The 13,217-nt window shown below is 63.3% G+C and carries 5 protein-coding genes and 1 CRISPR repeat array (1 of these 6 running past the window's edge); of the genes, 2 read left to right on the forward strand and 3 right to left on the reverse strand.

Annotated elements, in window-relative coordinates; genetic code table 11:
• Positions 1-9,350: direct repeats of the CRISPR family, unit length 28 nt; unit sequence CTCGTCCCCGCACATGCGGGGGTTACCC (it extends 1,410 nt beyond the left edge of the window).
• A gap of 380 nt (positions 9,351-9,730) precedes the next feature.
• Complete coding sequence (locus HWX48_RS09165) at positions 9,731-10,057, reverse strand: hypothetical protein (RefSeq protein ID WP_175956841.1); 327 nt, start codon at positions 10,055-10,057, stop codon at positions 9,731-9,733.
• 123 nt (positions 10,058-10,180) lie between these two features.
• On the opposite strand from HWX48_RS09165, the gene HWX48_RS09170 reads away from it, so the two are divergent.
• Positions 10,181-10,807, forward strand: a complete 627-nt coding sequence (locus tag HWX48_RS09170) for a hypothetical protein (protein WP_175956844.1) — start codon at positions 10,181-10,183, stop codon at positions 10,805-10,807.
• 80 nt (positions 10,808-10,887) lie between these two features.
• Here the strand turns inward: HWX48_RS09170 and HWX48_RS09175 are convergent, their stop codons facing one another.
• Both HWX48_RS09175 and HWX48_RS09180 read right to left on the reverse strand, forming a co-directional pair.
• Entirely contained in the window at positions 10,888-11,274 is a 387-nt protein-coding gene (locus HWX48_RS09175) for a hypothetical protein (RefSeq protein WP_175956846.1), read from the reverse strand.
• A 17-nt stretch (positions 11,275-11,291) separates the two neighbouring features.
• Positions 11,292-12,347: an FRG domain-containing protein gene (locus HWX48_RS09180; RefSeq protein ID WP_175956848.1), complete on the reverse strand. Its 1,056-nt coding sequence runs from the start codon at positions 12,345-12,347 to the stop codon at positions 11,292-11,294.
• A 184-nt stretch (positions 12,348-12,531) separates the two neighbouring features.
• On the opposite strand from HWX48_RS09180, the gene HWX48_RS09185 reads away from it, so the two are divergent.
• Positions 12,532-13,155 carry a hypothetical protein gene (locus HWX48_RS09185; RefSeq protein WP_175956850.1) on the forward strand — a complete coding sequence of 208 codons (624 nt, stop codon included), beginning with the start codon at positions 12,532-12,534 and terminating at the stop codon, positions 13,153-13,155.
• Positions 13,156-13,217 lie beyond the last annotated feature (62 nt).

Below are 13,217 nucleotides of genomic sequence, written 5' to 3' on the forward strand. Positions count from 1 at the left end.
CCGCACATGCGGGGGTTACCCGACTCCGACGGGTCACCGTCCGGATACGCCAGTCTCGTCCCCGCACATGCGGGGGTTACCCGGCTTGGGCTTACACAGGTGGCGCTGGCAAAAGCTCGTCCCCGCACATGCGGGGGTTACCCGGCCCGCCGCGTGCGCGGGACTCCATCCGGCACCTCGTCCCCGCACATGCGGGGGTTACCCGGCACCGCAGTCAACGCTATCGGCACCCTGAACCTCGTCCCCGCACATGCGGGGGTTACCCGGGCGATATCGGCAACATGCCTTTGCCAAGGCACTCGTCCCCGCACATGCGGGGGTTACCCGCCGTGAGTACGCCGCCGCGTGCCAGTGGGTGACTCGTCCCCGCACATGCGGGGGTTACCCGGTGCCGGGCTGAGGGCGACCCTCAACGACGCCCTCGTCCCCGCACATGCGGGGGTTACCCGAGGTGCGGCGTCGACTCGAACGCTTCAAGAACCTCGTCCCCGCACATGCGGGGGTTACCCGCTATACCGACGCTGACGGCGACGGCCTCATTCCTCGTCCCCGCACATGCGGGGGTTACCCGCAAGGTTCAGCCTGATAGGCTAGAACCAACGACTCGTCCCCGCACATGCGGGGGTTACCCGCTTCAAGATCAATCAGCTTGTTGGTAGTCATTCTCGTCCCCGCACATGCGGGGGTTACCCGCTGCGTGATCTGGGCTGGATTCTCCCGGCCTACTCGTCCCCGCACATGCGGGGGTTACCCGGCGTAAGAGCCGGGGCATCTGTCGAGTCCTGGCTCGTCCCCGCACATGCGGGGGTTACCCGGCGAGCCGACCCTGACCACGCATGAAGAGACCCTCGTCCCCGCACATGCGGGGGTTACCCGCCTCAAGATCAATAGTAGCCATTGTAATATTCCTCGTCCCCGCACATGCGGGGGTTACCCGACTTAGGGTGTACTGGCAAATGGTTGCCGTGCCTCGTCCCCGCACATGCGGGGGTTACCCGGCCTCGTGGACGCTGATTGAGTCGCTGAATGCCTCGTCCCCGCACATGCGGGGGTTACCCGCGCTCAAGCAAGGTGTCACCCCTATTTTCGGTCTCGTCCCCGCACATGCGGGGGTTACCCGCGGCCTCATTCGCGCGGCCCGCCTCCGTCGTCCTCGTCCCTGCACATGCGGGGGTTACCCGGTCAAGAACGTTGGCGTAGGAGCGCTCGATAACTCGTCCCCGCACATGCGGGGGTTACCCTTTGGCGCAAAGACCCTTGAAACCGAATTTGTCCTCGTCCCCGCACATGCGGGGGTTACCCGTCCATCAGCTTCGAGGAAACCACCGAAGGCATCTCGTCCCCGCACATGCGGGGGTTACCCGGTGGCATTTCCTTCCTCATCCACCAGGACGCTCTCGTCCCCGCACATGCGGGGGTTACCCGGGGAAGCGCGCGCCTTCTTCGTCGCCTGCCTCCTCGTCCCCGCACATGCGGGGGTTACCCGCCCGCACGGGCAGCAAAACCTCGAACGTTAGCCTCGTCCCCGCACATGCGGGGGTTACCCGCGGCCTCATTCGCGCGGCCCGCCTCCGTCGTCCTCGTCCCTGCACATGCGGGGGTTACCCGGTCAAGAACGTTGGCGTAGGAGCGCTCGATAACTCGTCCCCGCACATGCGGGGGTTACCCTTTGGCGCAAAGACCCTTGAAACCGAATTTGTCCTCGTCCCCGCACATGCGGGGGTTACCCGGCGGTGGCGGCATGAAACGTATTGAGAAAATCCTCGTCCCCGCACATGCGGGGGTTACCCGACGGATTGAGGTAACGTTCCATGTCTCACACCCTCGTCCCCGCACATGCGGGGGTTACCCGGTCACGATGTCCTTCTTGCCCTTCAGCCCAGACTCGTCCCCGCACATGCGGGGGTTACCCGCGCCGTCAACCAGCGCAGTGCGGAACTCAGCGCTCGTCCCCGCACATGCGGGGGTTACCCGGCTATGGCTGAGGCTGAGGAGGCTGAGACGCGCTCGTCCCCGCACATGCGGGGGTTACCCGGAGGAATTTTTATGGGCGCTCATGGCGCTACACTCGTCCCCGCACATGCGGGGGTTACCCGAGTCAGGATTCACAGCGGAGTACTTACCGTCACTCGTCCCCGCACATGCGGGGGTTACCCGTGCTTCATCTTGCGTCAACCCCTCTCGCATACCTCGTCCCCGCACATGCGGGGGTTACCCGGTCCCGCTGCTGGGACGCACCCTCCTGGTCAACTCGTCCCCGCACATGCGGGGGTTACCCGTGGACCGGACGGAGGTTCTCTATCTCGTCACCCTCGTCCCCGCACATGCGGGGGTTACCCGGGCCAGGTGGGCTGGGATCCCGAACATACGAGCCTCGTCCCCGCACATGCGGGGGTTACCCGAAGCCCTGGTATAAGAGGACGTGGTTCATTGTCTCGTCCCCGCACATGCGGGGGTTACCCGAAGCCCTGGTATAAGAGGACGTGGTTCATTGTCTCGTCCCCGCACATGCGGGGGTTACCCGGCTTGCAGGACGATCGACGCTGCAGACACGGCCTCGTCCCCGCACATGCGGGGGTTACCCGTCATTAAGCCAATCGGTGGCGCAGACGCTGGCCTCGTCCCCGCACATGCGGGGGTTACCCGAAACGCTGGAACGAATCCAACAGTCACGCCAGCTCGTCCCCGCACATGCGGGGGTTACCCTGGTTGTAGGAAACCCCCCCCACCGCTATGGGTGGCTCGTCCCCGCACATGCGGGGGTTACCCGCGCGGCCAGGCAGACCGTGAGAGACCTCCACGCTCGTCCCCGCACATGCGGGGGTTACCCGAAGTCGCGCATTTGTTCGGTGCGGTTGGTGGTCTCGTCCCCGCACATGCGGGGGTTACCCGAAGTCGCGCATTTGTTCGGTGCGGTTGGTGGTCTCGTCCCCGCACATGCGGGGGTTACCCGCGTTACAAATCACCCCCGCTGATCTGCTGCTACTCGTCCCCGCACATGCGGGGGTTACCCGTGTAGGGCCTGTTCGGCGGTAAGGGCTTCTTTCTCGTCCCCGCACGTGCGGGGGTTACCCGGAGGCCGGCAAGTGATTATTAAGGTGTATGGCCTCGTCCCCGCACATGCGGGGGTTACCCTGCACAGATCATCGACTGACAAACACGGTTAAGCTCGTCCCCGCACATGCGGGGGTTACCCGAGGAAAGGCAAAGGGCCCACCTCCAAATCCGACTCGTCCCCGCACATGCGGGGGTTACCCGCGTCGCCGCAAACAGAGGAAGGCCACCAGCCACTCGTCCCCGCACATGCGGGGGTTACCCGACGCTTGGCAGAAAGTGGAAGAGGCCGCCAAGCTCGTCCCCGCACATGCGGGGGTTACCCGTGCGCCATCAGGTTCAGGGAGACTCCCGAATGCTCGTCCCCGCACATGCGGGGGTTACCCGCTCTTAATGCCTCCGACAACATTGCTGGCAATCTCGTCCCCGCACATGCGGGGGTTACCCGGTCGCGGCGCCATTCATCGCGTTGGGCGGCAACTCGTCCCCGCACATGCGGGGGTTACCCTGCTCGCCCCATTCAGGCAGGGCATCGCCAAAGCTCGTCCCCGCACATGCGGGGGTTACCCGAATTCTGGGATCTGGAGATTACCACTGCGGCGCTCGTCCCCGCACATGCGGGGGTTACCCGATCTTGGTTTTCGCTTTCAGCGGTAGCTTGACTCGTCCCCGCACATGCGGGGGTTACCCGCACTCGGCCTCCAAGCCGACTGCCTAAAATTCCTCGTCCCCGCACATGCGGGGGTTACCCGAATGGCTCCCCACCATCGCATTCAAAAGGGTCCTCGTCCCCGCACATGCGGGGGTTACCCGGAATATGAGTCCAAGACGCGGCTCTACATCGTCTCGTCCCCGCACATGCGGGGGTTACCCGTCGCCGGTGGCGCTGGCAAAATCGCGGGCACTCTCGTCCCCGCACATGCGGGGGTTACCCGCCGCCTACCCCCTCCTCTTCACCGACGGAATACTCGTCCCCGCACATGCGGGGGTTACCCGCAGGTTTGATGTGATGATGAGTGAGCCTTGTTCTCGTCCCCGCACATGCGGGGGTTACCCGGTGTTGGAGGAGTCGTATCGTGCGTTGCGCGGCTCGTCCCCGCACATGCGGGGGTTACCCGGAGGGCGTCAGTCATGCGACGCGTGGGGCCACCTCGTCCCCGCACATGCGGGGGTTACCCGGTGGCGTAGTCGTCGATGAGGAGGGTGAGGGTCTCGTCCCCGCACATGCGGGGGTTACCCGCGGTAATCTCATGCCCCTTACGGGATGTTCACCTCGTCCCCGCACATGCGGGGGTTACCCGAACGGATGATCTCGACGATCCTCGATGCTGCGCTCGTCCCCGCACATGCGGGGGTTACCCGCAGTCGGAGGTTGGATTAGCGCCAGGAGCGAGCTCGTCCCCGCACATGCGGGGGTTACCCGGCTTCTCTATAGGCCGTCTCTGTGGCGGGCCGCTCGTCCCCGCACATGCGGGGGTTACCCGCGTTCTCGCCCTGCGCTGATTGGTACGCAGTGCTCGTCCCCGCACATGCGGGGGTTACCCGTCACCTGCAAAACCGGCGAAAACGACTACAAACTCGTCCCCGCACATGCGGGGGTTACCCGGTCGCCACCCTCATTGACACCCTAGGCCTCCACTCGTCCCCGCACATGCGGGGGTTACCCGGTCGTGCAGGCTCTGCCTCAGGTCGCGAACACCTCGTCCCCGCACATGCGGGGGTTACCCGTGACCAAGTGCTCCTTGGTCCCCTCCGTGTCCCTCGTCCCCGCACATGCGGGGGTTACCCGACCCGCATGGAGTCCTACAAGTCCGCCCAAGACTCGTCCCCGCACATGCGGGGGTTACCCGACGCCATCATGAAAGCCCGTGATGAAATGGGCCTCGTCCCCGCACATGCGGGGGTTACGTCCCCACCATGAAACGTTACCCATTAACACAGGCCTCGTCCCCGCACATGCGGGGGTTACCCGGCCTCGTCAATCATGACCAGCTCGGGGGTGTACTCGTCCCCGCACATGCGGGGGTTACCCGGCCACGAAGTCGATGCGGGCGCCGCGCTTGGCCTCGTCCCCGCACATGCGGGGGTTACCCTTCATCCTCCACCCCACGCAATTCAAGACCCTACTCGTCCCCGCACATGCGGGGGTTACCCGAATGGCTAAAAGAATCGAGCACCCACATGCCCCTCGTCCCCGCACATGCGGGGGTTACCCGGCCCTCAAATGATCGGCCCTCTCATGATGAGCCTCGTCCCCGCACATGCGGGGGTTACCCGCGGGGAATCAGGGTCGCCGACGGCGCACCCACCTCGTCCCCGCACATGCGGGGGTTACCCGGTATGCCCCCGGCTTTTGCGTGTTTGCGCAGGCTCGTCCCCGCACATGCGGGGGTTACCCGGGGAAAGGTGGGTCTTCGTGTCCCCCCGGTCCCTCGTCCCCGCACATGCGGGGGTTACCCGCCAACTGGCAGTTGGTTGAGGACTACCTCAATCTCGTCCCCGCACATGCGGGGGTTACCCGCAATGGCGAGAATACGCCAACCCCACCTGCGACTCGTCCCCGCACATGCGGGGGTTACCCGATGCGCGTAAGCGTTGGAAGCAGATTACCGCCCTCGTCCCCGCACATGCGGGGGTTACCCGCCCGCATTTTGCAGGGCAGTGAGCTGCTCGGGCTCGTCCCCGCACATGCGGGGGTTACCCGAGTGTGTTTTTCGTGCTGTGGTGGCGATCGTGCTCGTCCCCGCACATGCGGGGGTTACCCGAACCCCAGAGTAGTGAGTTCATCGGCTCTGAACTCGTCCCCGCACATGCGGGGGTTACCCGACCCGCCTCCCGCGTCGCTAATCGACGCCACCCTCGTCCCCGCACATGCGGGGGGTTACCCTTGCTGCACCATGAGGCAGAATCCGTCCTTTTTCTCGTCCCCGCACATGCGGGGGTTACCCGTCCTTCGACTTCATCGTCGACGACATCGACAACTCGTCCCCGCACATGCGGGGGTTACCCGCCGTGACTGACCGCCTCCCCGGCCACCGCCAACTCGTCCCCGCACATGCGGGGGTTACCCGGTCGCGACCACTCCGGCCCCGCCGCGAAACGTCTCGTCCCCGCACATGCAGGGGTTACCCGGGTTGTGCCTGACCCTGCAAAAGGATCCAACACTCGTCCCCGCACATGCGGGGGTTACCCTTCGAGAGTGTTTTTCCGAGCTGCACCGAAGTACTCGTCCCCGCACATGCGGGGGTTACCCGTGCATCTTCCCCGAGAGGGTGAGCAGAGTCGTCCCCGCACATGCGGGGGTTACCCGGGGGGTTCTCCGTTGTTCTGCTGCCAGGGGTCCTCGTCCCCGCACATGCGGGGGTTACCCGTGGATTGTCGGCATGGACGCGATCACTTTGCCCTCGTCCCCGCACATGCGGGGGTACCCGCCCGCCCACCGTCCCGCATCCGCATCGTTCTCGTCCCCGTACATGCGGGGGTTACCCGTCGGTCGAATGTTCGGCATTCCCGCCCACATGCTCGTCCCCGCACATGCGGGGGTTACCCGGCAAGCATCTGACACGGCCGGTAGGGCCTGATCTCGTCCCCGCACATGCGGGGGTTACGGAATAAGCGGCGGCCGCTGTCTCTGCGGTTTCATCTCGTCCCCGCACATGCGGGGGTTACCCTTACCACCTGAACGCATCATGAGACTATCGAGGCTCGTCCCCGCACATGCGGGGGTTACCCGGGCTACGGCCTCGACGTTGACGGCATCCTCGGCTCGTCCCCGCACATGCGGGGGTTACCCGCCGGGCGCAAATCGTTGCGGCCAATGTACGAGCTCGTCCCCGCACATGCGGGGGTTACCCGTGACAACGTGTGCTACACGGGTCTTAAGCCCGCTCGTCCCCGCACATGCGGGGGTTACCCGACGTCAACGGCAATTTCACCGAACTTGACCGACTCGTCCCCGCACATGCGGGGGTTACCCGGCCGGGAACCGCCGTCCCCCGAGGGACGTAGCCTCGTCCCCGCACATGCGGGGGTTACCCGCGGTTTGCTGAGGATGCACTGCGTTGGTTTTACTCGTCCCCGCACATGCGGGGGTTACCCGCTTGAGCACGAGCCTGGCGATTACCCATCTGCCTCGTCCCCGCACATGCGGGGGATACCCGCCTGGCGGCGGCGCAGACGCTGGCCGCGCCGACTCGTCCCCGCACATGCGGGGGTTACCCGTGGGGGCAAGACATCGACAAGGCAGCACTCGCCTCGTCCCCGCACATGCGGGGGTTACTTTGTGGGTGCTGACGGTCATGGACGCTCCCTCGCCTCGTCCCCGCACATGCGGGGGTTACCCGGACGCTCATGCGCGCGCTCCATTCGCGCCTTGCTAGTCCCCGCACATGCGGGGGTTACCCGCCCTATCGCGCGGGCCAGTGCTGATTGATTGACTCGTCCCCGCACATGCGGGGGTTACCCGTTTGCACGCATACCGACGTAGAGCCAGCTCGGCTCGTCCCCGCACATGCGGGGGTCACCCGCAGAGAGTGGGAGCCGGTGATCTGACGCAGACCTCGTCCCCGCACATGCGGGGGTTACCCTGACCTTCATTGGTCAATTCCTTTCAGTGGGTTCCTCGTCCCCGCACATGCGGGGGTTACCCGGACTATCCCAACACCACCACGCCAATAACAGCCTCGTCCCCGCACATGCGGGGGTTACCCGCAAGCAGGAGTGAGCACCAAGACTATCCAGCGCTCGTCCCCGCACATGCGGGGGTTACCCGGCGGCCGCCATCTCCCACGTTTCGCCAGGCCGCTCGTCCCCGCACATGCGGGGGTTACCCGACCCCGCGCTCGTGTGGCAATTCCGCACCGTACTCGTCCCCGCACATGCGGGGGTTACCCGGTCGACCTCATCGCCACCCAGACCGCTACCCGCTCGTCCCCGCACATGCGGGGGTTACCCGGCGTGCAGAACGCGGTAATAACGTGCATTCAACTCGTCCCCGCACATGCGGGGGGTTACCCGAAGGCAGCCTCCCGCCTCATCGACGAACTCATCTCGTCCCCGCACATGCGGGGGTTACCCGGCGCCTGAAGGTTCGGTGATCGAGGCGCTCGACTCGTCCCCGCACATGCGGGGGTTACCCGGCGTACACATCCGAATCAAACGCGCCCGCGCGCTCGTCCCCGCACATGCGGGGCTTACCCGATCGGGCGTGGCCTGATCCCCGTCCAACACTGCTCGTCCCCGCACATGCGGGGGTTACCCGTCCCGCTGTGCGCCTTCGGGCATCATGTCCGCCTCGTCCCCGCACATGCGGGGGTTACTCGATCAGCCATGATTTCTAGGGCTAGCGCTGCCGCTCGTCCCCGCACATGCGGGGGTTACCCGTGGTGTGCCAAGTTGCGTATAGAGGTCGACATCTCGTCCCCGCACATGCGGGGGTTACCCGAAAACACTGCCAGTCCATCAGGCTCTCCACTCCTCGTCCCCGCACATGCGGGGGTTACCCGATGAGGAATGGGGCGACGGTTACCGCCGCTTCCTCGTCCCCGCACATGCGGGGGTTACCCGCGCATCCTGCACGCGCCGTCGGTGATGAAGTGCTCGTCCCCGCACATGTGGGGGTTACCCGAACCAGCGCATCTACGGCAAGCGCCTGGGCCTCTCGTCCCCGCACATGTGGGGGTTACCCGAACCAGCGCATCTACGGCAAGCGCCTGGGCCTCTCGTCCCCGCACATGCGGGGGTTACCCGCGCAGGATGGGGGGGGCACGGCCCGACGCTGGCCTCGTCCCCGCACATGCGGGGGTTACCCGTGGAGGCTCGCCCAAGGCCCATCCATGAAAGCCTCGTCCCCGCACATGCGGGGGTTACCCGCAACGAAGAAAAGAAAGCCTATGGGCCCCCAGCTCGTCCCCGCACATGCGGGGGTTACCCGGCGATAAGGTCCCGAACTTCCTGCACACCCCCCTCGTCCCCGCACATGCGGGGGTTACTTCCCGTTCCTGCATCATGTTCCGAGGTAAGCCCCCTCGTCCCCGCACATGCGGGGGTTACCCGATGGCGGTGAGCTTGCTCAGCCCCGAGGGGGCCTCGTCCCCGCATACGCGGGGTTACCTTTTCCCGCTCAGCATTGTTGGCACGGATCGCCGCCCCGTCCCCGCATACGCGGGGTTACCCGGTCTCTTGCCGCGCCTGATGGGGATGCCCACTCCTCGTTCCCGTATACGCGGGGTTACCCGAGGGGGCGCCTATGTGGCACGCAGGCTCGAACTCTTCCTCGCATGCGCGCAGCTACCTGAGGGATAAGCCGATACTGCTACCGGTCGAATGTAGCCCATCCCTTAGGTCTGGAAGGAGGATCTCTTTGGATCCTCAGGCTGAGAGTCGGCGCCAGCGTGGTGAGGGGTAGCGATTCGTGCGATTGTGCTCGGGTGGCGTGTGTGAAGCGGTGGGCGGAGTGCAGCTGAGCTGAGGATCGGGCTCCTCGTAGTAGACACTTACACGGAGTGCGCCTGCGCCCACGCTGATCCGATGAACCCTGTTCAGCCGGAGAATGATGGTCCGGAGCCTTTATCTGGCGTAGTTCAGAGTATTACGAAGGTCAACTATCTCAGTGATGCTTCAGCATCGCTAGAGATGAAGGGCGTGGAATTCTAAGGGGAACGCAGGGAGGTACCTTTTAGAGGCCGTCGGTGTTCGGCTTCCAGACGGCGCAGAAGTTCTCAACCGGAGGGGTGATTGAAAGGTATTCGATGTAATCGGCTCGAGCGTTTTCAAGATCCCATTCCTCGTCATCACGGTTTGAGTAGTCATCAAGCTGACTGGCGATCACTCGCATGAAGTCTTCTTTGAGGTCGAGGGGAAGGGCGATTCGACGCTGGGTGAGGAGGCTCAACATATAGGTCCATACCCCCAGCCAGGTGTCAAGGCCGGAGAGTTGAAGTGGAGCTACTGCCCCATCCGTGAACTCAACGATGTCGTCAATGATCTGTTCTTCGGATCGCATAGTTCATTCTATTTGGACCCTCTAAAATTCTGAGGCTGGAACGTAACCTACTCAGCGAGCATGTGTCTGTAATCACAAGTAGAGTCGGTCAGTAGGACCGAATTGCGCGTGAGGAGGTCATTCATGCTACGGAACATTGTGGTTGTCCTGTCATCTGCAGTGGTGGCTCTCCTGCTTGTGGCTGCAGGTTGGGCGGCTGGGCGTTTCTTTGCCGAAGAGGAAGACCGGGCCTGTCTTTTCCACGATACTCCGCACAATATGATCGAACTCGGCCTCGACCTGGATCAGAGCGTCCCATCGTCTGAGCTGGGCCGTCTATTGGCCGCCGATATCCGGGAGCGCTGTCCGACGTCAGTGTGCGCCGGAACGGCGTTGTCGCCCCGCGAGGAGAAGCTTGTTGTGTACGTGAAGGGTGGTTTGGATGCGCTGCCGGAAGACTTCGGGCCGCGCGCCAAAGAGCTTGGCAGTGAGATCCGCATCGTGCCGACGCGTTTTTCCTCCGACGAGATTCAAGCATTCATCACGCAGATCGCCGAAACAAATGAGCGCAGGATCCTTTCCCTTACGCCAGATGTCCGCGCAAATGGCATTGTTGTGGGGCTGAGCGATTACGATCCGCTGAACACGGTGTTGATCCATCCGATGGACCTTATCTCCGTTGAAGCGCGGGCGGCTGTGGAGCAGGTGATGGCTGCAGGCGTGCCTGTGGAGTTCCTTCCAGCTGATAAGGATCACCTGCCGAAGTGGTGATTTTTCCCTGCCGATTGACGAGGACGCCGCGCGTTGGGTACGTCGGTCGGCCAGGTATGGTCCGTCGGCGCTGACGGTTCCTACCGCCTCTCCCTGGCCCATTCGCGGCACAGGTACTGGTAGGCGCCGACGAAGTCTTCACCGTGGTCGGATCGTCTGATTGCTTCGAGGGCGCGCTGGGCCATCTGTGCCTGTTCTTCCTCGGTGGGGAGGGGGTTGTTGGGGCCGATGGCTTCGCGTGCGAGTTGGGCGAGGTCGTGCTTGAGGGCGGTCCTTACGCGGCTTTGCACGAGGAGTGCTCCTAGAAGAGCCAGTGTGCCGAGGACGACGAGGAAAACCTGGCCGGTAATGATGCCGAGCACCAGGCCGGAGCCGCCAAATACGGCAAGAAAGAGGATGACCATGCCGAGAGCACGCTTATTGCCTGACGACCCCATGGTGTTGCTTTCCCTTCGACGTTGAAGCATTACCAGCCATCATAGGCTCAGGGGGTGCGGGCCACATGTTGAAGCAGGCGCCGCACCTCGTCTAGTGGCGGGTAGATTGCGTCGGGTGTCAGCCCATTTTTTGCGAGCAGTGCGCGAAGTGTCCCCTTCCAGGCGGCGGGAATCCTCACGGTGAAGCCTCGGGATGACCATCGAGTCTCATACTTCGCTTTCTTTGAACGTGCGAGAGTTTCAGCCTCAACGAAGTCGGCGACTGTCGCTGCCAGATCCTGCCGGTGACGGGGGACGGCGAACTTGACAGCCAGGGTGGAGACCTGGCGCATCTCCTCTTGGGTGAGCGTGGCGCCGCCCTCGCCAGACCGCCGGTATTGACGGTGTCCATGGGCGTTGGTGACCAGTCCTCCCGCGAGGAAGAAGCCTCGCTGGGCGACCATTCGGGCGTCTGAGAAGGGCAGGAGAATGGGGACGACTTCGGTGTCCCACTGCTCGAATTTGCCTTGCTGCCACGCTAAACCATCGTCGTCTGCCCTTGGGAATCTCAACCATTTACCGTGTTGGGCGGTGACGACGAAGAGGCGCCCGTCTGTCGCGTCGTCGGTTTCGATGGCGAAATAGAGGGCGACGCGCCAATCTGAACTGACATCAATGAGTCGCGTCGGAGCCCCATGATGCTGCAGCACTGTTAATCGTTCTAGGGCCGTTAAACCGCGGATGATGCCGTGTTCGTGTGCTGCGTCAAGAACGCGATTTTCTGCAGCGTTCAGGAGTTTTTCAATTTCTCGATGCTGCATTCCGGGCTGTAATAAGGGGGTAATTGTTCGGTACAGAGACGAATTCAATCCGAAAGTGGCGTTGGCCTGACCTCGGAAGAAAAAGGTCACTTCGGGTTGGCGCAAAAAGCGCGGCTGTCCGCGTTTGAATTCCGCGAGGTTGCCCGTGGAGGTGTGATTGTAGTGGGGCGCAGCATCGAGCCCGTCGGCCAGTGCGGCGTAGAAGGATGCCGCATCGGTTGCGGGGATGCGGACTTCGCGCTCGGAAAAGAACTCGTCAGCGAAGGAAGGTTTGACGAGGGCGTCGCCGGATGGTTGCGTCATGTCCCTACAGTACCGACACGACCCCGCTTTTGATTAAGGTACGGTACAGGACCGGTGTGCAGGCGTGCTCCGGAAGCGCGCAGCTGTGAAGAATACGACGCGCGCAGCTGTGAAGAATACAGGGAAAGCGGCTGAGACGAAGGCAGGGACAGTAGATGGGTAAGAGGGCGCAGGGGAAAGAGGGATGCTGGTGAAGAATTTCCTCATCGGAAATATTGCGAGGCTCCTGGGGAAAACAAGTTACACGCCCCGCACAGAGCGTGACCTTGAAGGCGTCACCAAGCAGCGTCATTCAGCGATCATCAAGTATCTTGGCTTTTTCGTGATGGCGACTGCTCTCTTCATTGCGGGGGTCTCTCACCTTATCTATTTGGAGGATGCCAATATTCCGGGCTATATTGCCCGCGGTGTTCTGGTCCTGATCGCCTTGGGCGCGGGCGCGCAGATCCTGGCGCGTTTCTACTGGGGTTTCCTCATTGATGGAGAAGACTGCATTACCGTCCGAACACTCCTTCAACCTGTCACGATCCGGCACGAGGACATTATGGATGTGAAGCTCAACTTCGATCACGGCGCGCGCATCTTGCACATCACCTCCAGCCCCTATGGTTTCCTGCTCAGTGGGTTTTTCCCTATTCCGCAAGAGCCGGACACTGGGCGGGACTGGCAGGAGATTAAAGTCGACTTGAAGAACTACCGGGCACCGCACTTGCTCAACTTCGTGCTCGCCAAAGCCGATGCCGAACTCCCCCTGGAGGAGGCCGAGCCTCTCTTTGCCGCGCTCTTACCTGAACTGGGGTACAAGTAAAACCCGCGGTGGGTGTGCAGAGCAGAAAACACTGGTGGGGTGGAGAACCTACAGGTTCTCCA

Source organism: Schaalia sp. Marseille-Q2122, assembly GCF_903645355.1.
In the GTDB taxonomy this organism is placed as follows: Bacteria; Actinomycetota; Actinomycetes; order Actinomycetales; family Actinomycetaceae; genus Pauljensenia.

Coding starts and splice junctions, on each gene's coding strand:
- HWX48_RS09170 (WP_175956844.1), top strand. CDS start 10,181: ATGCTACGGAACATTGTGGTTGTCCTGTCATCTGCAGTGGTGGCTCTC.
- HWX48_RS09185 (WP_175956850.1), top strand. CDS start 12,532: ATGCTGGTGAAGAATTTCCTCATCGGAAATATTGCGAGGCTCCTGGGG.
- HWX48_RS09165 (WP_175956841.1), bottom strand. CDS start 10,057: ATGCGATCCGAAGAACAGATCATTGACGACATCGTTGAGTTCACGGAT.
- HWX48_RS09180 (WP_175956848.1), bottom strand. CDS start 12,347: ATGACGCAACCATCCGGCGACGCCCTCGTCAAACCTTCCTTCGCTGAC.
- HWX48_RS09175 (WP_175956846.1), bottom strand. CDS start 11,274: ATGCTTCAACGTCGAAGGGAAAGCAACACCATGGGGTCGTCAGGCAAT.